23 protein-coding genes are annotated in these 24438 nt (G+C 28.3%); 15 read left to right on the forward strand and 8 right to left on the reverse strand.

Annotated features, from left to right (window positions below; genetic code table 11):
• Positions 1 to 66: 66 nt before the first annotated feature.
• Both ligA and plsY read right to left on the reverse strand, forming a co-directional pair.
• On the reverse strand, positions 67 to 2082 hold the full coding sequence (gene ligA / locus AACP42_RS01160; protein ID WP_212775509.1) for an NAD-dependent DNA ligase LigA: 2016 nt from the start codon (positions 2080 to 2082) through the stop codon (positions 67 to 69).
• A 136-nt stretch (positions 2083 to 2218) separates the two neighbouring features.
• Positions 2219 to 2920, reverse strand: a complete 702-nt coding sequence (gene plsY / locus AACP42_RS01165) for a glycerol-3-phosphate 1-O-acyltransferase PlsY (protein WP_212509066.1) — start codon at positions 2918 to 2920, stop codon at positions 2219 to 2221.
• Positions 2921 to 3549: 629 nt separating this feature from the next.
• Between plsY and AACP42_RS01170 the strand changes: the two genes are divergently transcribed.
• A complete protein-coding gene (locus tag AACP42_RS01170; RefSeq protein WP_212775508.1) occupies positions 3550 to 4155 on the forward strand; it encodes a nitroreductase family protein in 606 nt (201 codons plus the stop codon).
• Positions 4156 to 4278: 123 nt separating this feature from the next.
• On the opposite strand, the gene pdxY is transcribed toward AACP42_RS01170, so the two are convergent.
• A complete protein-coding gene (gene pdxY / locus AACP42_RS01175; protein WP_212775507.1) occupies positions 4279 to 5145 on the reverse strand; it encodes a pyridoxal kinase in 867 nt (288 codons plus the stop codon).
• A 387-nt stretch (positions 5146 to 5532) separates the two neighbouring features.
• Here pdxY and uvrC point away from each other — a divergent pair, with 387 nt between their 5' ends.
• Positions 5533 to 7302 (forward strand): excinuclease ABC subunit UvrC, encoded by a 1770-nt coding sequence (gene uvrC, locus AACP42_RS01180; RefSeq protein ID WP_212775506.1) that lies wholly within the window; start codon positions 5533 to 5535, stop codon positions 7300 to 7302.
• Positions 7303 to 7445: 143 nt separating this feature from the next.
• Positions 7446 to 9464: an excinuclease ABC subunit UvrB gene (uvrB, locus tag AACP42_RS01185; protein ID WP_212775505.1), complete on the forward strand. Its 2019-nt coding sequence runs from the start codon at positions 7446 to 7448 to the stop codon at positions 9462 to 9464.
• A gap of 45 nt (positions 9465 to 9509) precedes the next feature.
• Here the strand turns inward: uvrB and AACP42_RS01190 are convergent, their stop codons facing one another.
• The 3 genes from AACP42_RS01190 to AACP42_RS01200 form a co-directional block, all read right to left on the reverse strand.
• On the reverse strand, positions 9510 to 9683 hold the full coding sequence (locus AACP42_RS01190; protein WP_212509062.1) for a hypothetical protein: 174 nt from the start codon (positions 9681 to 9683) through the stop codon (positions 9510 to 9512).
• Positions 9684 to 9760: 77 nt separating this feature from the next.
• Positions 9761 to 10066, reverse strand: coding sequence for a hypothetical protein (locus AACP42_RS01195; RefSeq protein ID WP_212775504.1), 306 nt, complete (start codon positions 10064 to 10066; stop codon positions 9761 to 9763).
• A 1150-nt stretch (positions 10067 to 11216) separates the two neighbouring features.
• Positions 11217 to 11369 carry a hypothetical protein gene (locus AACP42_RS01200; protein WP_339332556.1) on the reverse strand — a complete coding sequence of 51 codons (153 nt, stop codon included), beginning with the start codon at positions 11367 to 11369 and terminating at the stop codon, positions 11217 to 11219.
• Positions 11370 to 11941: 572 nt separating this feature from the next.
• Here AACP42_RS01200 and AACP42_RS01205 point away from each other — a divergent pair.
• The 3 genes from AACP42_RS01205 to AACP42_RS01215 all read left to right on the forward strand — a co-directional run bounded on the left by AACP42_RS01205 (position 11942) and on the right by AACP42_RS01215 (position 15166).
• On the forward strand, positions 11942 to 12958 hold the full coding sequence (locus AACP42_RS01205; protein ID WP_034172406.1) for a lipoate--protein ligase: 1017 nt from the start codon (positions 11942 to 11944) through the stop codon (positions 12956 to 12958).
• A 125-nt stretch (positions 12959 to 13083) separates the two neighbouring features.
• On the forward strand, positions 13084 to 13767 hold the full coding sequence (locus AACP42_RS01210; RefSeq protein WP_042068183.1) for an ECF transporter S component: 684 nt from the start codon (positions 13084 to 13086) through the stop codon (positions 13765 to 13767).
• A 145-nt stretch (positions 13768 to 13912) separates the two neighbouring features.
• Positions 13913 to 15166 carry an AAA family ATPase gene (locus AACP42_RS01215; RefSeq protein WP_249402812.1) on the forward strand — a complete coding sequence of 418 codons (1254 nt, stop codon included), beginning with the start codon at positions 13913 to 13915 and terminating at the stop codon, positions 15164 to 15166.
• Positions 15167 to 15236: 70 nt separating this feature from the next.
• On the opposite strand, the gene AACP42_RS01220 is transcribed toward AACP42_RS01215, so the two are convergent.
• Entirely contained in the window at positions 15237 to 16496 is a 1260-nt protein-coding gene (locus AACP42_RS01220; protein WP_249402813.1) for a methyltransferase domain-containing protein, read from the reverse strand.
• Positions 16497 to 17066: 570 nt separating this feature from the next.
• On the opposite strand from AACP42_RS01220, the gene alaS reads away from it, so the two are divergent.
• The 9 genes from alaS (at position 17067) to AACP42_RS01265 (ending at position 23856) form a co-directional block, all read left to right on the forward strand.
• A complete protein-coding gene (gene alaS, locus AACP42_RS01225; RefSeq protein ID WP_212775397.1) occupies positions 17067 to 19661 on the forward strand; it encodes an alanine--tRNA ligase in 2595 nt (864 codons plus the stop codon).
• 307 nt (positions 19662 to 19968) lie between these two features.
• Positions 19969 to 20424 (forward strand): Holliday junction resolvase RuvX, encoded by a 456-nt coding sequence (ruvX, locus tag AACP42_RS01230; RefSeq protein ID WP_212509051.1) that lies wholly within the window; start codon positions 19969 to 19971, stop codon positions 20422 to 20424.
• A 1-nt stretch (position 20425) separates the two neighbouring features.
• Complete coding sequence (locus AACP42_RS01235) at positions 20426 to 21010, forward strand: O-methyltransferase (RefSeq protein ID WP_212775398.1); 585 nt, start codon at positions 20426 to 20428, stop codon at positions 21008 to 21010.
• A gap of 52 nt (positions 21011 to 21062) precedes the next feature.
• The gene (gene greA / locus AACP42_RS01240) at positions 21063 to 21533 is read left to right on the forward strand and encodes a transcription elongation factor GreA (RefSeq protein ID WP_212509049.1); all 471 of its coding nucleotides are present in this window, start codon (positions 21063 to 21065) and stop codon (positions 21531 to 21533) included.
• A complete protein-coding gene (locus AACP42_RS01245) occupies positions 21523 to 22092 on the forward strand; it encodes a YqeG family HAD IIIA-type phosphatase (protein ID WP_212775399.1) in 570 nt (189 codons plus the stop codon). Before greA ends, AACP42_RS01245 begins: the two co-directional genes overlap by 11 nt.
• Before the next feature lie 7 nt (positions 22093 to 22099).
• Positions 22100 to 22678 (forward strand): bis(5'-nucleosyl)-tetraphosphatase (symmetrical) YqeK, encoded by a 579-nt coding sequence (gene yqeK / locus AACP42_RS01250; protein ID WP_212775400.1) that lies wholly within the window; start codon positions 22100 to 22102, stop codon positions 22676 to 22678.
• The gene (gene rsmD, locus AACP42_RS01255) at positions 22675 to 23235 is read left to right on the forward strand and encodes a 16S rRNA (guanine(966)-N(2))-methyltransferase RsmD (protein ID WP_212509046.1); all 561 of its coding nucleotides are present in this window, start codon (positions 22675 to 22677) and stop codon (positions 23233 to 23235) included. The genes yqeK and rsmD overlap by 4 nt, the downstream gene beginning before the upstream one ends.
• 53 nt (positions 23236 to 23288) lie before the next feature.
• The gene (locus AACP42_RS01260; RefSeq protein ID WP_011160672.1) at positions 23289 to 23504 is read left to right on the forward strand and encodes a YneF family protein; all 216 of its coding nucleotides are present in this window, start codon (positions 23289 to 23291) and stop codon (positions 23502 to 23504) included.
• A gap of 4 nt (positions 23505 to 23508) precedes the next feature.
• Positions 23509 to 23856: a super-infection exclusion protein B gene (locus AACP42_RS01265; protein ID WP_212775401.1), complete on the forward strand. Its 348-nt coding sequence runs from the start codon at positions 23509 to 23511 to the stop codon at positions 23854 to 23856.
• A gap of 88 nt (positions 23857 to 23944) precedes the next feature.
• Here AACP42_RS01265 and AACP42_RS01270 read toward each other — a convergent pair whose 3' ends face one another.
• Entirely contained in the window at positions 23945 to 24373 is a 429-nt protein-coding gene (locus AACP42_RS01270) for an OsmC family protein (protein WP_212509043.1), read from the reverse strand.
• Positions 24374 to 24438: the final 65 nt, after the last annotated feature.

Genomic DNA, 24438 nt, shown 5'->3' on the forward strand with positions numbered 1-24438 from the left:
ATTTTTTTATTTGTTTTGGGGGTTTGGGGTTCAGTGAGGAGTTTTAGGCAAAATAACGGTGATTTTTTATAATTTAATTTGGCTATTTTCTATAATTTGTTGTAATTCTTTTTCTTCGATAATAGGAATTTGGAGTTTTTGGGCTTTGGTTAGTTTAGAACCAGAATTGATGCCAACTATTAAATAATTGGTTTGTAAAGATAAACTGTTAGTTATAATTGCTCCCATTTGTTCTAAGATTTGTTGGATTTGAAGACGGGAATATTTTAGGAGAGTTCCTGTTAAAACAATTTTTTTGTTGGTAAAAATAGTTTGGGTAGTTGGATTTTGGGGGTTAGTGCTTTGAAAAGAAACTCCTAGTGTTTTGAGTTTGGAAACCTCTTCTAAATTACAAGAATTGGAAAAGTATTGTTGGATGCTTTGGGCAATTTTGATTCCTATTTCTCTTATTTGAGTAATTAATTCTGGTGTGGCTTGTTGGAGGTTTTCGATAGTTTGAAAATGTTTTGCCAAAACTTGAGATACTTTTTTGCCAATATGTTTGATCCCCAAAGCAAATAAAACATCTTCAAATCCTTTTTGCTTGCTTGCTTCGATAGCATCCAAAATGTTAGTAATTTTTTTAGCGCCAAAGCCTGGCATTTCTTGCAAAATATGCTTGTGTTTTTTTAATAAATAAAGGTCAGAAGGTTTGGCAATTAGGTTTTTATCAAAAAAAGCAATGATGGTCTGTTCTCCTAAAACGTTGATATCCATAGCATTTTTTGATACAAAATGAATGAGTTTTTGGATTTTTTGCTCGCGACAATTTGGATTGAGGCAAAAATAATCAACTTCACCTGGTTGTTTTTCTAAAATTGTTTGACAAGCAGGACATTTTTCAATCATTAAAGTAGGTTTTTGCAAATCAGTTCTTTTACTTTTGATAACTTCTAAAATTTCAGGAATAACCGAGCCTGCTTTATGAACTATGACATGGTCTTTTATTCTGATATCTTTTTTGCAAATGTAGTCATAATTATGTAAAACCACTTTTGAGACCAAACTTCCATCTACCATAACAGGCATAATTTTGCAAACTGGAGTTATAACACCAGTGCGTCCCACTTGAAAAATGATGTTTTGAACTATGCTTTGGCTTGTAATAGTTGCAAATTTGTAAGCAGTTGCCCATCTGGGAGCTTTGGCAGTGGAACCAATTAAAGAATGAAAGGCAAGCTCGTTAATTTTAATGACAATTCCATCAGTATCGTAGGTAAGTTGTTCCTTAATGGTTTTGTATTTTTCAATTACACTAAGCAAATTTTCAAAATTAGAGACGCAATAATAATGGGGATTTGTGGTAAATCCTAAAGCAGTTAAAAAATCCAAAGTCTCTTTTTGGGTAGGTTTAGTCAAATAAGGAGCTGAAATGCCATAGACAAAAATAGACAAATTTCTTTGAGCCACAATTGCTGAATTAAGTTGTCTTAAAGTTCCTGAAGCAGCATTTCTGGGATTGGAAAAAAGGGGTTTGTTTTCTTGTTTTCTTTGGGCGTTGAGTTTTTCAAAAGCGGGATGGGATAAATAAATTTCTCCCCTAACTTCTAAATCGAGATCTTCTTTTAATCTTAAAGGAATGGTTTTAATGGTCTGGGCATTTTTGGTAATGTCTTCTCCCCAAATGCCATTTCCTCTTGTTAAAGCTTGCACTAAAATGCCTTTTTGATATTTTAAACTTATCGCTACGCCGTCAATTTTTAATTCAGTTAACAAAGAAAAAGTAGGAATTTTTTTGACAATACGGTCATAAAAAGCTTTGAGTTCTTCAAGATTAAAAACATTTCCCAAAGACATCATTGGAGTTTTGTGCTTAATGGTACTAAATTTTTTTTCTACAAAACCACCAATTTTTAAAGTGGGGCTATAAGGAAGTTTGAACTGGGGATAGCGGGTTTCTAAATTGATTAGTTCTTTGAGTAAAGAATCGTATTGTTGGTCGCTTAGATCGGGATTGCTTAGATTATAGTATTGGTAATTGGCTTTGGTGAGTTGTTTTACCAAGGATTTAATTTTTTGTTTAATTAGATCAAAATTTTGCATTGCTTTGCACCTTTTTTATAAATAAAATGTTTTTGGGGTTGAGAGTTTTTGATTTAGGATTTTTGAGTTTAGGTTTGATTTTTTTAGGTTTTGGTTTTGGTGTTTGTTTTTTTAAAATATTTTGTGTTGATGCTGCTTATTTTTCTTTTTTGAAATTAAATTTATTTTCTGTTCCATTAATAAGGCGCAAAATATTAGAATAATGTTTAGCTATAATAATTAAGGTAGCAAAATTGATCGAAAAGTAAAATAATTCTGTTTTTGGAATCTGGTTTTTAATTGGTCCCAAATTTCCAAAATTGCCACAATACAAATAATTTAGCCATAAAAAAACATTAACTAAAGTGCTTGCAATAATTGAAGCTAACGAAGCATAACCAAAAAGTCTTAAAAAAATAGCAAAAAAAATGATACCAGAAATACCAATCAAAGGATTAAAAGCAGTGATAATACCTACCGAAGTTGTAATTGCCTTGCCGCCTTTGAATTTATTGAATAAAGAAAACATGTGTCCTAAAATAGGAGATATTGCCAAAAGGGAGATTTTTATTGTGGGGTTTGGTTGTAAAAAAGTTTTTGTGGATGGTTCTGTTAGCCAAAATTTTGAGAAATGCAAACAAATTGTAAGTGGCACAAATCCTTTGCAAAAATCTAACAAAAATACTAATATTCCCCATTTTTTCCCCAAAACTCTCAAAGCATTAGTTGCTCCAATATTTCCAGAACCTGTGTTGCGTAAATCTTTTTGTTGCACCAATTTGCCAATAACTAAGCCTGTAGGAATTGACCCCAAAATATAAAAAAACAAGAATAAGAATAAAAACGATAAGTTTTCCATTTTGCACCTTCATTTCATTTATTGTTTCAAAACTTTATCATTTATTTAATGAATTGTTAAGTTGTGATTATTGTTGTAATTATTAGTTGTGTTTGTTGTTAATTTAGTTTTTTTGTTTCATAAAAAATTTAATAATTATGCGTTTATAAAATTAAATAATTTACTATATAATTTTACCACAAACCTTACTTTTCTTTTAATATAATGAGGTTTTTGATTGTCAAAATTAAATAAAATTGTCAGATAAACAAAAAAACCCCAAACTGCATAAACAGTTTGAGACTAAAATTATTCATTCTTTGCTGGGGGCAAATTATTGGAGCGTTTCAGTTAAGTTGATTTAAATGTTATATTAAAATATTAAGTTGTCTAAATAAATGAAACAGTTAGTATTTTAATAATAAAAAATGTTATAATATATTTGGATAATTTGGATTATAGGAGTTTTTTGAAAACAAAATAAGAAACACAAATGCAAACTTTGAAAAAATAATTTTTTGCTGTTTAAATTGTTGTCTTTCCAAAATTACAAATACTAACTTAAAAAATTTTAAAACGATGCAATATTAAAATTATTTTAACTAAATATAATAATCAAGTTGAAATTAACAAAATCTTAGGAGCTTTTTATGGATTTTTTAAAAATTAAAACTGTGCGCCAATTTTGCGCCAATCATGAAATACCAAATGATATTTTAGAAGCAATTTTGGCTACAGTTTTCCAAGCGCCCTCTGCTTTTAATTTGCAACCATGGCGTTTTTTTGTTTTTAAAGGCGAAAAGAGCAAACAAAAAATAGCTCCTTTTTTATATGGCAACAAAACTCAATTAGAAACTTGTTCTGCTATGATTTTGTTGTGTTGCGATGCTCAAAAAAGTGCCTTAGCTGAAAAAATTTATCAACAAGAAGTTTTACAAAAACAAATATCTGATGCAACCAAATTACAAGTAATTACAAAAATTGATGATTATTACAAACAAATTTCCCAAGTAAAACTGCAAAATGAGTTATTTTTAGAAGGTGGCATCGGAGCGTTGCAATTGATGTTAGCTGCTAAAAAATATGATTATGATGTTTGCCCTATGGGAGGTTTTAACGCAAAAAAAATCAATGAAGGGTTAAATATTGATGTTCGATATTTGCCTGTATTATTAGTTGCTATTGGGAAATCAAAAGAAAAACCCAAAAATAAAGCTTTTCGGATGGATTGTAAAGATTTTACTTTTTGGATGTAGTTGAAGTTGTAAAAAATAACTGCGTTCAAATACTAAAAAAATAAAATATTTCCAAAAATAACATTATGACTGACTTAAAAAGTTGGTCTTTTTTATTAAAAAGGCATTTTTTTAATCAATAATTTAATCGTTAATTTCCATGACTTGAGGCAATTTTGCTAAATTAACTTGTTTATATAAAACAGATAAACATTGCAATTCTTTTTGCTGTGATAACAAAGTATTTAGAACAACTTTATTAAGATAAAAAACAGCATGAGCCAAAGCATTTTTAATATTTCTTTCATATTTCAAATAAAAACCCAGAAAAAGACTAGCAAATAAATCTCCTGTACCTGAAATATCAATGTTTTTTTCTTTGTTGTGAGCCTGCACCAAATATTTTTTTGTAGCATTTGATGCAAACACTTGAAAATATTTTTCATCTTGAAAATTAATACCTGTAATAATTACAATTTTAACTCCTAAATTATGGAAATGATTTGCTACTTTAATAGCATCCGAGACATTATTTATTTTAATACCAGACAAAAATTCAGCTTCAAATTGATTAGGAGTAATAATATCTGCTTGCAAATTATTTTTAAAAAAAGAAGTTATTTCAGGCTTAACAAAACATCTGTTATTGTCCATTACAGGATCACATAAATATAAAATATCAGGGTTCGTTCGTTTAAATCTTGCAACAATTTCCAAAACAGCTTCGCAAATATCTAAAGATCCCATATATCCTGTTAAAATAGCTTGACACTGTTTTTCTACTCCAAGAGCAAAAAGACCTTCTACCAAATCAACTATATTTTGTTTGTTAAAAATTTGTCCTTGCCACTTTTGATAACCTGTATGATTGGAAAATTGAACTGTATTGATAGGCCAAACATCGAAATTCATATTTTGCAAAGGATAAACTGCTGCTTTATTTCCAACATAGCCATATACTACATGAGATTGGATAGAAAGAATACTTTTGGGTTTGGTGGGTATATTCATTTTGGAACACCTCATCTCCTTTATTTGGTTGTTTTTAAAGTCTTTTAGTTTTGATTTTTTCATTTTACTATTTTATAATCTAAAACTATACTTCTATTCTAAATCAAAAATAAACTTATTTTACAATTTATTTATGAATTATTATTTTAGTTTGGAAAAAATCAGTTTATTATCAAAAATACTTCAATTTTTTTTAATCATTTCAAAAAAAGAATGGTAATTTTGATATAATAAAGTTAATGAAAACAAACGAAAAATAAATAAAAAAAGAAGCAAAATAAAAATAAGCAAAATAAAAAAAACGCCAAAACCAAACCAGAAAATAAAACCACCCTTAAATTGGGTAAAAAATCAAAAAAACAATTCAATAAACGGAAGTAATTTAAAATGTCAATTCTTTTAGAAAAAATAAAAACTTTACCGCCCAATCCTGGTTGTTATCTTTTCCAAAACAAAAATGATACCATCATTTATGTTGGCAAAGCCAAAAATTTAAAAAAACGCGTCCAAAGTTATTTTACCAAAAGCAACAACTTAAAAACAACGATGCTAATTGAAGAAACCCAAGATTTTTTCTACATTATTACTAACAACGAACAAGAAGCCTTAATTTTGGAAGCTAACTTAATCAAAAAACACACTCCTAAATATAATTTCAAACTTTTGGATGACAAAACTTACCCTTATATTGAAATTACTAAAGAAAAGCACCCACAATTAAAAATTTCGCGATTCAAACAAATTCCTCCAGGAAAAATAATTTTTGGTCCTTATCCCAATCTTAAAAACACCAAAGAAACCTTAAAATTGTTGCATCTTTTGTATCCTTTAAGAAGATGTCCGTTAGCATCAAAAAAACCGTGTCTTCATTTTCACATCAATAAATGCCTCGGTGCTTGCGCAGGAAAAACAATTAATTATAAACCCAACATTGAGGCAATTACTAAATTTTTAAAAGGAAATATCAAAGATATTTTAAAAAAATTACACCATTTAATGCAAACAGCTAGCGAAAAAATGTTTTATGAAAAAGCCCAAGAATATCGAGATATTATCTATTCAATCAAACAGACTACCAAAAAACAACTTATCAGCAATCAAAAACTCAAAAATTGCGATATTTTTGCCTATGCATTTAATCAAGACCAAATATCAATTCAAATTTTAAAAATGCGCCAAGGAAATATCGTTGATTCTTATCATAGCGTTTTTTCATATGTGGGCTTTGTGTGGGAAAACATTTTAACTTATCTTAATTGTTATTATCAAAAAAACCTTAAACCAGACATAATTATTACAGGCAAAAGCCAAGATGAAACTATTTTGCAACAAATGATAGCTAACCAAACTTTATTGGAACAAATCTTGCAAACCAAAGTAAATATTGCTCATAAAGGAGACAAAAAGAAACTTTATTTGCTAGCCTTAAAAAACTCCCAAAATGATTTAACTAACAATAATTTAATCTATCAATCCAAAGACCAAAAAATCCAAGAATCCTTAGACAAATTGGCAATTATTTTTAATAAAAATATTAAAAGAATTGATGTTTTTGATAATTCTCAACTATTTGGACAAGCCTTTGTGGCAGCAAGAATTGTATTTAATCATTTTGAATTTGACAAAAAACTTTATCGAACTTTTCACATTAAAGGAAAATTTCCTAACGAATATCAAGCTTTTGAAGAAACACTTACACGTTGTTATAACAAATACAAGGAAGTTAAAAATGATTCACCAGATTTAATTTTGGTTGATGGCAGTTTAGGACAGTTAAGACAAAGCCAAAAAACTTTAAAGAAACTAGGCTATGAAATTCCTTTAGGAGCATTGCAAAAAAATAACAAACATCAATTAACTCATCTTGTAACTTTGCAAGAAAAATTAATGTTGGAACAAAACCCTAATTTATTTTATTTTTTAAAAAGTTTAAGCGAAGAAGTCCATCGTTTCACTGTTGCTTTTCACCGCAAAACCAAAAACAAACTAGATTATAAAACTACTTTATCAAATATAAAAGGAGTTGGCGCTGTTAGAAAAAAAGCCATCTTAAATCATTTTGAAAATTTAGAAGCCATCAAAAAATCCACTTTGCAAGATTTTCAAAAAATAGGAATTAATCAAAAGTTGTTTTTGTTAATTAAAAAGAGTTTATAAAAGTGGGTAAATAGACATTTATTAAAAATATTTATAAAAACATGGACAAAAATTTTGGAACACAGAAAAACAACCATCTAAATATTTTGAAATTAAAAACCAAAAAATCACCAAAATAAAAAAACAAATGCAAGGAGCAACAAATGAGTTTAACAAATTTATTTAAATTGCAAAGTTCTTTAAAACCAAGTGGCGACCAACCCCAAGCAATTCAAAAATTGGTTAATAATTTTAAACAAGGTTTACAAGAACAAATTCTTTTGGGAGCTACTGGCACTGGAAAAACTTTTACCATTGCAAATATTATTCAACATTTACAACAAAAAACTTTGGTTATTGCTCACAACAAAACATTAGCAGGACAACTCTACAACGAATTAAAAGCCATGTTCCCCAACAATCGCGTAGAATATTTTATTTCTTATTATGATTACTACCAACCAGAAGCATATGTAGCATCAAGCGACACTTACATTGAAAAAGACTCCAAAATCAACGATGAAATTGATCAGTTGCGTCATAGTGCCGCAGGTTCATTACTTAACCGCGATGATGTAATTGTAGTTGCTTCGGTTTCGTGCATTTATGGAGTCGGCGACCTTAAAGATTATCAAAAATTAACACTACATTTACAAATTGGAGATAAGTACGAAAGGCAAGCATTAATCAACAAATTAATAGAATTAAAATATCAAAGAAATGAAATTAATTTTCAAAGAGGAACTTTTCGAGTAAGAGGTGACATTATAGAAATTATTGCCTCATCTAGCAAAGAAATTGGTATCCGCATTATTTTTTTTGGCAATGAAATTGAAAATATTCAAAATTTTGATGTTTTAAATGGCAAAGCAATTACGAATCTTAAATTAATTACTCTTTTTCCTGCTAGTCTATATGCTACAAATACCCAAAAATTACAAGAAAGTATCAAAAGAATTCGCCAAGAATTAAAGGAACAAATTAATCATTTTGAAAAAACTAACCAACTTTTAGCAGCCCAAAAAATTAAAATGCGCACTTTACATGATTTAGAAATGTTAGAACAAATAGGCAATTGCAATGGTGTTGAAAATTATTCAAGACATTTAGCACTCAAAGAAAAAGGCGAGGCACCATCAACTTTAATTGATTTTTTTGGAAATGAATTTTTAACCATTATTGACGAATCTCATGTAACTATTCCCCAAATTAAAGGAATGTATTTTGGTGATTTTTCTCGTAAAACCAACTTAGTAAATTTCGGTTTCAGACTACCAAGTGCCCTTGATAACAGACCTTTAAAATTCCATGAATTCCAAACCAAAATGAATAAAGTTATCTATCTTTCGGCTACTCCTGGCAACTATGAATTAACTAAAAAAATCCCCATTGTAGAACAAATTATAAGACCTACTTTTGTCCTTGATCCAGAAATTGAAATAAGACCAACCCACAACCAAATGGATGACCTTTACTTTGAAATTAAACACCAAACTAAAAATAATCAAAGAATTTTGATAACTACTTTAACTATTAATATGAGCGAGGACCTAACTGCTTATTTAAAAAATTTAGGCATCAAAGTAGCTTATTTACACAGTGAAATTAAATCTTTACAAAGACTTGAAATTTTAAAAGATCTAAGGTTGGGAAAATACGATTGTTTGGTGGGAGTTAATCTTTTGAGGGAAGGACTTGACTTACCTGAAGTAGCTTTAGTAGCTATTTTGGATGCTGACAAACAAGGTTTTTTAAGAAACGAAAGAAGCCTTATCCAAACTATTGGAAGAGCAGCTAGAAACATTACAGGCAAAGCTATTATGTATGCTGATTTTATTTCTCCTGCTATGCAAATTGCTATTGAAGAAACTTATCGTAGAAGAAAAATCCAACAACAATACAACGAAACAATGAAAGTAACACCAACTGCTCTTAAAAAAACTATTTTAGAAACAATTTCAATCAAACAAAAAGAAAGTGCCCAAAATGAAAATGAAAATGGTAAAGTTAAGGGACAAAAAAAGTTGCAAACACATACAAATATTACAGCTAAAAATAAAGAAATTAAACGTTTACAAAAAATGATGAAAGAAGCTGCCAAAACCCTTGATTTTGAAAAAGCAGCTACATTAAGAGATTTGATTTTGGAGTTAGAGAAAAAAGGCAAAAAAGATAACAATTAAAATAAAAAAAAGAGCTCCCAAAAGAGCTCTTTATCTTTTTACTTTTTATTTAGTTGATTTAGTGGATTGTTCTTTTGTATTTTGATCTTTTTCATTTTGTTCTTTTTCATTTTCAACAGCTTGTTTTTCTTTTTCTGGCTTACCTTTTCCTTTTGTTTCTGTTTGAGCTTCTTCATCTAAAGCATAAACTTCACTTTGGTTTAGGGTATTTTTTTTCATTAAAGCTTTAGTTAGTTTTTCTACTAAAACTTTATTAGTTGTTAAAAGTTCCTTAGCTGTTTTATAACATTAATCAACTATTTTTTTAACTTCTTGGCTAAAAGTAAGAAAACTATACTTGTTAGTCCTACAGAAGTCAATACTAGAGGTAATTTAGAATTTTTAGTTTTATCTTTAGTTTCTGAATTGTTAACTTGGTTTTCGGCTACTGTTACTGATTGAATTTGTAAATCATTTTCTTCATATACTAAAGTCTTCACTTGTGTAGCTAAATTAAAAAAAAGTATAAAAAAGAGAGTTGAAAAAACTAATAAAAAATAAAATTTAGATAATTTTAAATTATTAAATGGTTTAGATTGTTTGCTTGAATTATTTATTTGCAATGTTTTTCTCCTATCATATTATTTTTTTTGCTAATGATTATCTTTGTTTTGTTATTAAATATTATTATTAATGTTGTTAAAATTATTATAAAAAATAACTTGGGTTAAAAACATAATTAAAAAAACTTCTTTTTTAAAAAAATAAAAAATGGGTGATTATTAGAAAGCAAAATCTCGATGTATCCCAAACACTTATAATTAAATGGGCGCGAATAAACGCATCATTATAGTAATCTAGCCAGTTGCCACGGATTTGATTATTCCGTGAGGTCATGCGGTCGGTCAGCCAAACGAAAGAATGGTGGATTACAGCAGACCGTAAAAGCGGAGTGAGGTGAAATAACTAGCCAAGATGCTTTCGCAAGACTAAGATAGTCATGGAAAAGGTGCAAATCCCTAATCGCGGAAATTATCGTAATTTAAGAACTTCAAGGGCAAGTTATTGAAACCCTGGAATGAAGGTAAGATATGAAGATATGATTTAAGTCTTTATATATAATCACATGTAGCTTTAATTAGCACCCTTCATGATGTCGTTGGCGGAAACAAAGTGTTCTAGTCTAGCCACAAGCTTTAACAACGAAAGCGAACCTAAAACTATCGGGCATAATGATGTCGGAAATTCGAGATTCCTAAAAACCACCCCAAACAGAGGAAATTAAAATGCCTTTGGGTTCAAGGAAAAAGAGACTTTTAGTAGTCGGAGGAATTAAAACTTGGTTTGGAATAACCAAGATAATTGCCCTCACACGGAGCCTAGGAAAGCTAGGTACAAGGCGAAGGAGTCAGTAAATTAATTTAAACCAGAAGCAAAAAAGAGTCTAAATTTCTGAATCCAGAAATGTTAAACCTATATTATTAGGCGCCCAAACCCTGACACCAATTATATGACAATACCATATAAGAATGGAAGACTGTCACGGCTCACTTAGGTGTGGTAAGACAAAAGTCCGAAAAGAAAACTTCCTAGAATAAATGCGGGACATACCGAAATGAAAACAGGATTCGGGGTAATATAGGACCTTAACTGGGCGGAGCGATTATTTCGTTAAGAAATAAGGACTCGTGGAGGAGCTAGGGTGTATCCTAGGTAAAGCAGTTGCGAAATACTGGCCTTCAAAAAAGAGATGTGAGCCTGAATATAATTAATTTAGGGAAAGCCGTATGCTTGGAAACTTGCTTGTACGGTTTGGAGCGGGGCTGCACGTAAATAACCAACACGCGTGTAATCTATCGCTATATTTGATAATTTTAAAAACTTTACAAAATAAATAAAAAAATATACAAATATACAAATACGCAAAAAACTTAAAAAATAACGAAATAAAAAAAGAATAAAAAAACGAAATAAGAAATAAAATAAATATTACTAAAATGGAAAAATCTACACTATTATTTTTTTATGATAAATGACCCCCTTATTTTAAAAATTTTTTAAAAGCAATTTAAAAATAAAAAACTGCTATCAATATCATTTTATCACAAAAAAAAAAAAACAATTTTTTTGCTCACTAATCTGTAGATCATGAGTGTTTTCCTTGCAATTTTATATATTAAAAAAAGAGGCTTTTTTTGAGCCTCTCAATAATTTTATTTAATTTATAGCAGTTCTAATTTTGGATAAATTTATATTTTTTTGACTAAAATAACATTTATAAATGGCAAAAATTATGTTTTTTTAATCTATAATTTATAATTTAGTTTTGGTGGAAAATAGAGGGAAAAAATTTAAATGATTTGATTTTGGAGTTAGAGAAAAAAGGCAAAAAAAATTAATATGAGTCTACATAACTGATAAATGATATAATATTACTGGAAAAAACATTTATAATATTTTAATAATATTTTAATAATATTTTAAAAGGGGATTTTATTATGATTTTGATTCAAATTAATCGCATCTGCGACCTTAAACCTTATTTTTATTACGCCCTAGAACAATACGCCCTTAATCATTTATTAAAGCAAAACCCTGAAAAAAGCTTCTTTTTTATTTGGAAAATCAAAGGAGTTGTAGTTGGGAAAAATCAAATAATTGAAAACGAAGTTAATTTAGATTACCTCAAAGAACATAAAATTCCTTTATTTAGAAGACCTACTGGCGGAGGATGTGTTTATAATGATCCTCAAACTCCTCTTTTTAGTATTATTGCCAAAAAAGAAAAAAATTTCAGTTTTAAACCTTTTTTAGCTAAAATTGTCGTTGCATTACAAAAATTAGGACTTAATGTTGAATTTAGTGGCAGAAACGACATTTTACTAGAAGGCAAAAAAATTTCTGGAAATGCCTTTATGCAAAACCAAAATGGCATGGTAACTCATGGAACACTTCTTTATAATTGCGATTTTCAAACTATGATAAACACAATTACTCCAAACGACCAAAAATTAATTTCTAAAGGAATTGCAAGTGTACGTTCCCGAGTAACTAACCTCAAAGGCTATCTTCCAGATATGTCACAAGAAAAGTTAATGCAGTATTTAACTGAGGCTTTAACTGACCAAACTTATGTACTTAGTGACCAAGAAATAAAATCAATAGAAAAAGATTCTCTCCAATTTGCTTCCAATGAATTTTTATTCTTAACCCAACCCCATCACACCAAAATACTTAAAAAACGTTTTTCTTGGGGAGGATTAGAAATTTTTTTAGATATTAGATTTGGTTTAATTGAAAAAATGACTTTGATTGGAGATTTTTTTCACAAAGAAGATAATTTAGAACAATTTAGCAAACTTTTTGAAGGAATAACTTATCAAACTGAAAAAATACAAGAAGTTTTGGAAAAAACAAACATCGGTTTTTATATTTTGGATGCTACTAATGATGATTTTTTAAGCTTACTTAAAGAAGGTATTTTAGAAGAAAAACTTAAAAATTTAAATTATTAGCAATTACTAAAATAGTTCTAAATTGAAAAATTTTTATATAGACTATCAAAAAAAAGATAAACAACGAAAAAACTACACAAAAAACTAGCAAAATAAAATATGAAAATAAAATCGAAGGTATATTTATGTTAAATAATCAAAAAAATGTTTTAAGAAAAATCATTGCCATTTCTTTCTTATTATTTTTGGCTTTTGGTTTGGAACTTCTTTCTCGTTATACTATTAATGCAACAATCCCTTGCAATTATGCTTTTTTTCGCATTGAATTAATTTTTATCATTTTAATAGGTTATCTTTTTGGACCTAAATACGGATTTTGGGCTAGTTTATTTTATCTTTTAATTCATTATGTTTTGGAATTTTCTTTTATGGAAGTGTTATTACACCATACACACGAAAATCATAATCATAGTCATGACCACGAAAACGAACATGCAAGCAAAGCCCTTATTTTCCTTTACAGATTTTTTCTTCCCTATATTGTCTGCTCTTTTTCGGGCTTATTTTATCAAAAAAACTTAAATCATCTCACCAAAAAAACACCTATTATAATAACTTTAGTATTAATTAGTGTAGTTCAAATTATTTCAAGCATTTTATTTATTAATTTATTACAAGAAAACTTTGCCAAAAAAACTTTTTTAAAGTGGTTCATCCCAAGTCCTTCTTATTCTTGGTCGCTTAATCTTATTTATAGTTTTTCATCAGTTATTGTAAGTAATACCATCATAGGAGCTTTATTTTATTTAATTAATTTACGTCTTAAAGATAATATGGAGTTTTTATATGGTTTTTCCAAGGAAAATTAAATTTTGGAAAATCTTTTTTTCAAACCCAAATAACATAAATTTTTGTGCGCTATTCACTTTTATTAATTTAATTACACACAAATTTAATTAAAATAATTTTTTTATAACCTTTTCTTTTATAAATTTCATCATGGAGACTTACTTAGTGTTTTTCAAACTTTTTAAAAAAAACAAAATTATTATCTGCTTTATTTTGCCATTATCTTTAATTTTATTATTTTTAATTAGTCTAGAATTATCATATTTTTGGATAGAAAAAAATCAATTAAAAAACGCTTCTTTAATAAATATATACGAACTATTTGCAAAATTTAAAGTCAACGAAATTAAAAAAATTCATTATACTTATAAAAGCCAATACAGCATTTGGAACAAAGAACATTATTTAATCCAAGCAGAAAGTTTTGATAATCAAAAATATTATTGTAAAATGGCAGCCTCCAATTATGATTATTTAGTATATGCTTTTTATTCATATAAAGATGTTTTGGTAGAAGTCAAAGAAAATATCCAATTTAATTTTTTAGAATTATATTTCAAATTTATAAGTTATCTTGTTTCTTTTATTTTTGGATTTTATATTTTAATTCATCTTAAACAAATGTTATCAAACAAAATAAATAAATTTAATACAAACATTGATTCTTCCAAAGACAAAATAACTTTTGCAGATGTAGCAGGTCTTGAAGAAGAAAAAAAAGAAATCCAAGAATTAATAGATTTCTTAAAACATCCTCAAAAATATCATAAAATGGGCTTTACAATTCCTAAAGGAGTATTATTAGAAGGACCTCCAGGAACAGGAAAAACCTTACTTGCAAAAGCATTAGCTAATGAGGTCAAAAATCCTTTTTATGCTGTTTCTGGTTCTGAATTTGTCGAAGTTTATGTAGGCGTTGGAGCTTCTAGAATAAGAGATTTATTTCAAAAAGCCAAAAGAACTACTCCTTGCATTATTTTTATTGATGAAATAGATGCTTTAGGAGCAAAAAGAAAAAACAACTCCATCATAGAATCACGAGAACACGACCAATCCCTAAACCAACTTTTATTAGAAATGGATGGTTTTTTTAAACTTTCACAAATCATCATTATTGCTGCTACTAATAGAATAGATATGCTAGATCCTGCTTTGATTCGTCCAGGTAGATTTGACCGTAAAATCAAAATTAATTTACCTAATCTAAAAGCTAGAGAAGCTATTCTAAAAGTTCATGCTAAAAATAAAAATATTTCTTTGGATGTTGATTTTTACAAATTAGCTTTAATTACTGAAGGTGCATCAGGTGCCCAACTTGCAGCCATTCTCAATGAGGCTTTAATTTTGGCTATCAGAAATAACAAAGACCAAATCGATAAACATTTTTTAGAACAAGCAATTAAACGCATATTAAATTAATATTGCCAAATCCCTAAAATATAAAAAAGTTAACTTAAAATAAGTTAACTTTTTATTTTATAAAATGATATTATTTTGTAACATCAGTAGCAGCAAAAATAAAAACTTTGGTTGGTAAAATTGCACTAGAAACAAAAATTTGATTTTTAGTATCTTGAATTTCTTCTACACCATCTCCAATAATGTGTTTTTCACGTAAAAATAGCAAAAAGCGATATTCAACAAACCTAATCTTATTTTGTTTAATTACTGTGGCAAGGTTTTTATTTAGTTCTTGCAATTGTTCTTTAGAAAAAATACTCAAAGGCAAAGTAGATACTATCCCTTTTATTTGTTTTATTTGAGTTTCATCAATTTGCTTCTTTAACAATTCAATAAAATTACAAGCATCTCCTTCGATAACTGTTAAACCTGGAAATTTATTTCTCAAAACATTACATAATTCTTTATCATATTCCAAAGCAATAACATTTTGGGCACCAAACTTTTGTACTAAATATTTAGTAACATTACCACTGCCTGCTCCTAGTTCCAAAATTTTTTCACCTGTTTTTAAACCTGTGTCTTGTTTTCCTTCAAATTCAAGCACTAAATTACTTAATTGTTTAGCAATATCTTGTGATTCAGGAAAAAGAGAAGAACCCATTTGTTGAGGGTAAAACACCAATTCTTTGGCATGATTCCAATCACTTTTTTCCCTAGGAATAACACAAATCAAAAATGCTCCTAGCACTAAAAGTGCACCTTTATAAAAAGGATGAATTTTTATTTTTTGCACTCCGATTAAACCCATTGCCAAAAGCAAAAAAGAGACAAAAAGTTTAAAATAAGCTACTGTTAAATTATTTTGGTAATAAGGATTAATAAAATGCGATTTCAAATCCGCTTTAAAACCAAAAATAATAGCAGATAACAAAAAATAGCAAAAAGGATGAACAAAAACTATCCATACTTTTTTCCAACCCAAAAAAGTAATTGGTTGTTTCCACACATAAAAACAATAAATCAAAGGGGCAAAAACATATTGCAAATAATAAGGAATTAGCTGCATTTGCCAATTTGCAGAAATAAAATGCTGTTTGTGGTCTTCAATAAAATCACAAAAAACCAAACTTATAATTAAAATATTTACCAAAGTAACAAAACTTAATATTTGATAAAATTTAGTAGTTCTATATTTAGTTAAAGCAATTATTGCAACTACCAAAATTAAAAAAATACTTTGTCTTGTATAATGAAAAATATTTTTACAATAAGCAAATGAGTCTAGATGCGTTTGCAAACAACTATCAAAAAGCCCCAAAATTAAAATTATTGAAGAAAAAATCACTAACAATAACGAGCTTAAATTTTTTTTAATTTTAATAAAATAAATTGAAAAAAATGAAGAATTAAAAAATTTGTAAAAAGATGTGATTTTCACTTTTGATACTTTCACTTTTTGTTTTTTGTATGATTATAATTATTTGTTTTTGACTCAAAAAAGAAAAAAATTAAATTAATAAAAAATCGAAATAAATTAATAAAAAATGTTAAATTAAAATTATTTTGTTATTTTAAAACAACAATTAAATTATATCATTTTTTAAAACAATCCTTTTTATAATTATCAACAATTAAAAAATAATATTTTTAGCTTTTGCAAAACCAAAATAAGTCAAAAAAATAACGAAAAAATGCAAAAAAATAACGAAAAGCCATAAAAAAATGTTAAAATTAAGTTTGATCGGTTTTTTAATTTTATACACATGTTAGATATCAATTATATATCGCAAATCAAAATTAATGCAAAACGCATTTTAATAAACTAATTATTATTTGTATCAAAAAAAAACAAATCAAAGACCAAATTAATATCAAATATCACCCCAAATATCACCCAATTAAAGGAGTTTTTATAATGACATCTTTTGAAATTAGACAAATCTGGCTCAAATTTTTTGCAAGCAAAAACCATCACATCGTAAAATCATCTTCTTTGATACCACGAAACGAAGCTAACTTATTATGGGTTAATGCAGGCATTACCCCTTTAAAAAAATATTTTGATGGCACACAAACACCTCCTTTTAGACGCATTACTAACGTGCAAAAATGTATTCGTACCAACGACATCAAAAACGTAGGAAAAACCTCGCGCCATCATACTTTTTTTGAAATGTTAGGCAATTTTTCTATCGGAAATTATTTTAAAAAAGAAGCTATCCACTACGCCTTTGAGTTGTTAACTTCGCCTAAATGGTTTGCTTTTCCCTTAGAAAAACTCTACATCACTTATTTTTTTCAAGACCAAGATACTTATCAATATTGGCTTGACTTAGGAGTAGAAAAAAACCACCTTATTCCTTTAAAGAGCAATTTTTGGCAAATAGGTCCTGGTCCTTCTGGTCCTTGCACCGAGATTTTTTTTGACAGAGGAAAAACTTTTGACCCTCGCAACAAAGAACTAATTATCCAAGATTTAGAAAACGACCGCTTTATCGAAATTTGGAATATTGTTTTTTCTCAATATAATTGCGACCCTAAATTACCTATCGAAAAATATCAAGAACTACCAAGCAAAAACATTGATACTGGGGCTGGTTTAGAACGTTTAGCCTGTATTTTGCAAAACACCAAAACCAATTTTGAAACAGACCTTTTCTTTCTTTTAATAAAAGCTTTGGAAAAAATGACACAAATCAAATACACAGGACAAGAAAGTTTTAAAATTATTGCAGATCACTTAAAAACTTTGGTTTTCGCAATCAATGACGGAGCAGCCCTCACTAACGAAAAAAGGGGCTATGTCTTAAAAAAATTATTACGAAGAGCTGCTAACGAAGGCAAAAAACTAGGTTTAGACAAACCTTTTTTACATCAATTAGTGCCTCCAACAGTTGCAATGATGAAAGATTTTTACAAAGAACTATGCACCAACCAAGAAATGATTGCCAAAGTGCTATTGCAACAAGAAAATATTTTTGAACAAACTCTCAAAACTGCCGAAAAAACTTTTTTACAACATCTCACCCAAAACACTTTATCAGGACAAAACTTTTTCAAATTATACGACACTTACGGCATTCCTGAAGATTTAATTTTGGATTATGCTAAAAAGAAAAACATTACAACAGACTACCAAAAATTCCAAGAATTACTCCACGACCACCAAAATTTAAGTAAACAAAATCAAACATCGCAAACACACATGAATAAGCAAGAAGAAGCATTTCTCCAATTTTTAACTCCCAGCGAATTTATAGGTTATACAAATTTTACTTGCAAAACCAAAGTAATCAAAGTTTTTGACAAAGGAATAGTGCTTGAAAAAACACCTTTTTATGCTAATATGGGAGGACAAATAGAAGATGAAGGTTGGATTGACAACACCAAAGTTACCAAAATAACTAAACTACCAAACGGACAAATTTTGCACGAAGTTCAAGGCAACTTTTGCGAAGGTCAAGAAGTTTATGCCTGCATTGAAAAGACTAAACGCAATCAAATTTCTTATCATCACACAGCAACACATCTTTTAGAAGCAGTTTTGCAAAAACAATTAGGCAGCCACCTCAAAAAACAAGGTTCATCAGTGGGATTTAGCTCTTTACGTTATGATTTTAATCATTTTGAAAAAATTACTCCCCAAACTTTATTACAAATAGAAAAAGAAGTAAACCAACTAATTCAAAAAAGTGTTCCAGTCAAAATTGAACAACTTTCAATCCCAGACGCCCAAAAAAAATACGCCACTCTTCTAGAACAAAATCAAAAAGCCAAATACAAAGACAAAGTAAGAATCGTAAGTATTGATACTTTTTCAGTGGATTTATGCGGAGGAACACATGCCACAAATACTAAAGATTTAGAACATTTTACTATTTTGTCATGCGACAGCATTAGCTCTGGTATCTACCGCATTGAGGCAGTTTGTAATAACAATTGCCAAGAAAGCCTCAACGCCAAATTAGTTCCTTACCAAAACGACTTGCACCAACTAACCCAAAAAGCAAAATTCTTACAAACGCAAAACCTCATTTTTGATGTTAAAAATTTTCCTCCAATAACCCAAAGTTATCAAGATATTCTCAATTATCAAAAACATATCAAAGCACAACAACAAGCCTTAGTTCTTTTTGAAAAAAAAGTTTTAGAATATCATCAAAAAAATATGGTACAAGCAGAATCTAATTTTTTACCACCACAAATTACCAAAAAAATTATGTTAACCATTGAAGAAGAAAAACCTTTAGAAGTTCTCAAATTTTTTATGAATCATATTTTTGATAAATACCATTTAGAAGTTTTATTTTTATCTTATGTGCAACCTGAAAAAATTGTTTTTTTATGCAAAAGCAAAACTCTACATGCAGGTAATTTGATTAAAGAAGCTGTATCCTTGGTTTGTGGTTCTGGTGGTGGCAATGCTAGTTTAGCTCAAGGGGGCACCAAAAAAACTAAAAATTTAGAACAAGTGCTTAATTTTGTAAAAACCAAATTAGAAATAAATTAAACTGTTTAAAAAATTTATAATAAAAAAATCCTCAAGGAAAAAAATCCTAAAAATTGTTAAAAGGTGTTCGAAATGACAAAAAAAACAAAATAAAAAAGAAAAAAATAATCAAAGCGGAAGAAAAATTAAAATTAAACCTTTTTAAAACCCCAAAACCACTATTTTTCAAATCTTTTAAACAATTATTAATAAAATTATTTGCCCAAAAACACAAAAAAATTGATAAAATGAAGTTGAACCAAAACCAAGAAAAAAAGAATAATTTTTATCATTCAAACCATTTTTTGAAAAATGAGAATGTTTTATTATGTTAAACTGCCAAAATAATGCATCTTTGGGGTTGGATTTAGGTGAAAAAACTTTAGGAATCGCTTTATCACAAACAGGAATTATTGCCCAAAACCTCAAAACTATTATTTTTGCCACCCACAAATACGATCGATTGATTGCACCTTTACAAGAAATCATTTCTCGATATCAAATTAAAACAATTGTTTTGGGATACCCCAAACACATGAACAACGACATAGGAATTAAAGCCAAAATAAGTAGTGATTTTAAAAAAACGCTAGAAAACAAGTTTGAGCAAGTAAAAGTAATTTTATGGGATGAACGTTTATCTACCGTACAAGCGATCCAAATGTTAAAAACCAATAACAAAAAAAAGGGCAAAATTTTACAAATGAAAGACGAAATTGCAGCAACCATCATTTTACAAAATTATCTCGATTATATCAAATTACACCCAAACAAAGAGCATTGAAATGTTTGATTTTAACAAAGAAAAAAACTTACAAAAATTAAAAAAATACGCCCAAGAAAACAAAATCCCCATTATCCAAGACCAAGGATTAGCTTTGTTACTTGATGTAATTTCACAAAACAAAATCACAAATATTTTAGAAATCGGAACTGCCATTGGATATAGCGCTTTGGCTATGAGCTCTCTTAGCACTAAAATTGATACTTTAGAAAGAGATTTTATAAATTATAATTTATCTAAAAACTTTTTAAAAGAAACTCCCTATCACATAAATGTCATTTGGGCAGAGGCGTTAATTTATCCTACTTGCAATTTAAAAAAATATGATTTAATTTTTATTGATGCTGCCAAAGCCCAATATCAAAAGTTATTTTTCAAATATGCTCCTTTACTCAAAAAACAAGGCATTATCGTTTTTGATAACCTTAATTTAAGTTGTTTTAAAAAAGCCAAAACGACTAAAAATAATCAAGGGATTTTCAAAAAAATGCATAATTTTCAAACTTTTTTAACAAATCACCCAGATTTTTGCACCACTTTTCAAGATGTAGGTGATGGGTTGATTATTTCTTATCTCAAAAAATAATTTAGGAATTTTGAAAAACCATCAAAAAATAAAAAAAGAAGGTCTTTTATTTATGAATAATAAAATTTATGAACTTACCCAATCAGGAATAGAAAAATTAAAAAAAGAATTAACTTTTTTAAAAGAAGTTAAAAGAAAAGAAAATTTAGAAGCTTTAAAAGAAGCGCGCGAACAAGGAGATTTATCCGAAAACGCTGATTATGATGCTGCTAGAAACGAACAAGCTTTAATAGAACATCGCATCTCAGAAATCCAAAATATTTTAAAAAATGCCCGCGTAGTTAAAGTTTCCAAAGAAAGAGAAGTAAGTATTGGCAAAAAAGTATCTTTGGAGCTTTTACACACCAAGCAACAACAAGAAATTGAATTAGTAAGCACCTTGGAAGCAGATCCTTTTACCAACAAAATTTCGATTGAATCTCCTTTAGGACAAAATATCAAAGGGCACCAAATAGGAGATGTTGTTTTTGTTACCGGCGAAACTGGAAACACTTTTAGAGTCAAAATTGTAGATGTCCAATAAAATGACTTGCCCCAACAAATTTTTCATCCCTCAACACTATTTTCCTTGTGTCTTGCAAATTCCTTTTGAGTTGTTTCAAAAACAAGACATTAAAGCGTTAATTTTTGATCTAGACAATACTTTAATTGAATGTAACAAAGATATTTTAGATGAACAAATTAAAAACCTTTTAACTAAATTATCTCTTATTTTCAAAGTCGTTATTCTTTCTAATGCCTCTAAAAAACGCCTCCACAAAGTTTTAAAAAATGATTTTACTTTTATATATTTAAATTTATTAAACAAAAAACCATCCCCTACAGCTTTTCAAAAAGCATGCCAACTTCTCAAATTGGAACCCACACAAATGTTGATGATAGGAGACCAACTTCAAACAGATATCAAAGGAGCTAATCAAGCAGGTTTTTGTTCTTTATTGGTAAAACCCCTAAATCGCTTTCAAGAAAGCGCGTTTACCAAATTCAATCGTTTTTATCGTGAAAAAAAGTTTTTAACCAATCTCAAAAAACAAGATTATCACCTTTGGAAAGAAAAATTTCAAGACTTTGAAGAAAAATGAAAATAATATGTTGTTACACAAAATTCGTCAAGCTGTCGAAACTAAATTAAAAAACTATCCTTTGCGGTTAGAACACACTATAAGAGTTTATCGCGCTGCTACCAAAATGGCAAGACATTATAACAAACCTTTGTTGCCTATTCAAATTGCAGCTTTATTTCATGATTACACCAAAAACGACACCTTAGAACAACAAAAACCCTATCTTACTCAAGCCAATATCCAAAAATACAGCAAAACGCCTGCTATTTTTCACGCTCTATCTGCTGCAAACATCTTAAAAAAAGAATTTGGCATCACAAATGTCACTATTCTTAATGCCATCAAAAAACATGTTTGGGGTGATAAAAAAATGAATTATTGCGATAAAATTGTATTGTTAAGTGACAAATTAGAACCTCAACGAAATTTTTCCCAAATAAAATATTTTCAAAAGCTAGCCTACTTTAACCTCAATCAAGCCGTATATGAACTTCTTAAAAGTAATTTTGATTATTTCAGCCAAAAAGGATCCCCTTTGCCTTACAATTACCAAGAAATTTTATCCTCTTTGAAAAACTCCATCAAAAGAAAAATATTTTCATGACAAAGACCACAATTATCATCGGAGGAAAATTCAAAGGACACAAAATCAAACTAGTGCCATCACCTCACACCAAAGCCACTAGCTCTTTGGTCAAAGAATCTCTTTTTAATACTTTGGGAGCCTCAGTCCAAAACAAAATCTTTTTAGATTTATTTTCAGGCAACGGTTCTTATGGTTTTGAGGCTTTAAGCAGAGATGCTAAACAAGCCTATTTTGTGGATGCTTCATTAAAAGCTTTTCAAACCTTAAAAGAAAACCACCAAAAATTAAAACTGGATTTAGAACAAAGCATTATTTTTTGTGGTCATTTTATTCAAGCTTTAAAAAAATTCCAAAAAGCCAACTTGATTTTTGATTTTATTATTTTAGACCCTCCTTATTTTAAAGATTTTTATTTACCTGCTTTTGAATATTTAGACAAATTAACACATCAAAATAGCATTATTATTTGTGAATTACATCGCAAAATTGTTTTGCCTACACAAATTAAAGAATTTGTTTTACAAAAAGAAAAACAATACGGTAATAAAAAAATTCAATTTTATCAAAAAATTTAAACTTTCACCAAGGAAAGAAAAAACAAAAAAGAAAAAGAAAAAAGGAGTTCAAAATGAACAATATTTGGTTATATGTAAATCCAATTATAGGATTTTTATTAGGCGGGGTTTTAGGAGCGTTTTTAATGTTTCATTGGTTTAAAAAACATTTACAACAAAATCCTCCCATCAGTGAAAAACAAATCAAAGAAATGTTTCGCCAAATGGGTCGTACCCCTTCTGAAAAACAAATTCGTCAAATTATGAACAGCATGAAACAAGGCAAATAAAATAATGTTTGAAAGTATCTTTTTTAAATTTATTTTTATTGTTTTTATTTGTCTTTTAGTTATTTTTATAATGAATTATTTTTATCGCAAAAATGTTAAAAACAAAATTATAAATTATTTATTGTCTTGTAGCAATTTAGAACAAGAAATATTAAAAAGTTTTTTGCAAAATCCTCACAAAACTTTTCCCTTGACAAAAGATGCCAACATTACCAAAAATTTATTACAATTGAATATCATTTTTTTAAAAGAAATAGTTTCGGGTGCTAAATATAATAATTATGTTTTTAACCCTTTAATAAAAAAAATTATTCACAAAAATAAAGATTTAAAAAAAATTTACCATGAATAATTTTGATCATTTAAACATTTATAATTTCAAAGTTATATAATAAAAAAACACCTTTAAAAGGTGTTTTTTTATTATATCATGAAAAATTTTATTCTGTAATCAATTCATTGTAATTTGCAACTTTAACAGAAACATTTTCATCAGCACTAATTAAACGAGAAATAGGGCATCTTTTATGAGTTGTATCTGCGATTATTTCAGTTTGTTCCAGCGTCATATCTTGAATTCCTAAAATAGCAGTAGGTTTAAAATAAAAACCTTTATCATCTTTTTGCATTTCTAAAGTTACTTTTACTTTTAAATCTTTATTTGTATAGTCTTGTTCTGCTAAAATCTTTTTAGAAGTTTTATAAAAACAAATTGCCCAAGAAAGACAAAATAAATCAACAGGTCCTGATTGTTTGTTACTTGGTTCTAAAGCTGAAACTAATTTTTTAGTGATTCCTTCTTTTTCTTCAAAAAAACATAAATCATCTAAATGGGGATTAAAATAAGCAGTTGTTTTAAAAATAATCATATTATAAAACCTTTCTTTATTAAAAAAATATTTCTTTTTTATGCATTTCTTTAAGCATCTATTTT

The sequence above is a fragment of the Hydrangea phyllody phytoplasma genome (assembly GCF_036985185.1).
GTDB classification, from domain to species: Bacteria; Bacillota_I; Bacilli_A; order Acholeplasmatales; family Acholeplasmataceae; genus Phytoplasma; species Phytoplasma asteris.

What these genes read in the sequence shown, in the direction of transcription:
- ruvX (WP_212509051.1), top strand. Translation starts at nt 19,969, where the DNA reads ATGTTAAACTGCCAAAATAATGCATCTTTGGGGTTGGATTTAGGTGAA.
- AACP42_RS01270 (WP_212509043.1), bottom strand. Translation starts at nt 24,373, where the DNA reads ATGATTATTTTTAAAACAACTGCTTATTTTAATCCCCATTTAGATGAT.
- yqeK (WP_212775400.1), top strand. Translation starts at nt 22,100, where the DNA reads ATGTTGTTACACAAAATTCGTCAAGCTGTCGAAACTAAATTAAAAAAC.
- AACP42_RS01190 (WP_212509062.1), bottom strand. Translation starts at nt 9,683, where the DNA reads ATGAAAAAAAATACCCTAAACCAAAGTGAAGTTTATGCTTTAGATGAA.
- AACP42_RS01210 (WP_042068183.1), top strand. Translation starts at nt 13,084, where the DNA reads ATGTTAAATAATCAAAAAAATGTTTTAAGAAAAATCATTGCCATTTCT.
- AACP42_RS01260 (WP_011160672.1), top strand. Translation starts at nt 23,289, where the DNA reads ATGAACAATATTTGGTTATATGTAAATCCAATTATAGGATTTTTATTA.
- AACP42_RS01170 (WP_212775508.1), top strand. Translation starts at nt 3,550, where the DNA reads ATGGATTTTTTAAAAATTAAAACTGTGCGCCAATTTTGCGCCAATCAT.
- uvrB (WP_212775505.1), top strand. Translation starts at nt 7,446, where the DNA reads ATGAGTTTAACAAATTTATTTAAATTGCAAAGTTCTTTAAAACCAAGT.
- plsY (WP_212509066.1), bottom strand. Translation starts at nt 2,920, where the DNA reads ATGGAAAACTTATCGTTTTTATTCTTATTCTTGTTTTTTTATATTTTG.
- AACP42_RS01245 (WP_212775399.1), top strand. Translation starts at nt 21,523, where the DNA reads ATGTCCAATAAAATGACTTGCCCCAACAAATTTTTCATCCCTCAACAC.
- ligA (WP_212775509.1), bottom strand. Translation starts at nt 2,082, where the DNA reads ATGCAAAATTTTGATCTAATTAAACAAAAAATTAAATCCTTGGTAAAA.
- AACP42_RS01205 (WP_034172406.1), top strand. Translation starts at nt 11,942, where the DNA reads ATGATTTTGATTCAAATTAATCGCATCTGCGACCTTAAACCTTATTTT.
- rsmD (WP_212509046.1), top strand. Translation starts at nt 22,675, where the DNA reads ATGACAAAGACCACAATTATCATCGGAGGAAAATTCAAAGGACACAAA.
- AACP42_RS01265 (WP_212775401.1), top strand. Translation starts at nt 23,509, where the DNA reads ATGTTTGAAAGTATCTTTTTTAAATTTATTTTTATTGTTTTTATTTGT.
- pdxY (WP_212775507.1), bottom strand. Translation starts at nt 5,145, where the DNA reads ATGAATATACCCACCAAACCCAAAAGTATTCTTTCTATCCAATCTCAT.
- AACP42_RS01235 (WP_212775398.1), top strand. Translation starts at nt 20,426, where the DNA reads ATGTTTGATTTTAACAAAGAAAAAAACTTACAAAAATTAAAAAAATAC.
- greA (WP_212509049.1), top strand. Translation starts at nt 21,063, where the DNA reads ATGAATAATAAAATTTATGAACTTACCCAATCAGGAATAGAAAAATTA.
- uvrC (WP_212775506.1), top strand. Translation starts at nt 5,533, where the DNA reads ATGTCAATTCTTTTAGAAAAAATAAAAACTTTACCGCCCAATCCTGGT.
- alaS (WP_212775397.1), top strand. Translation starts at nt 17,067, where the DNA reads ATGACATCTTTTGAAATTAGACAAATCTGGCTCAAATTTTTTGCAAGC.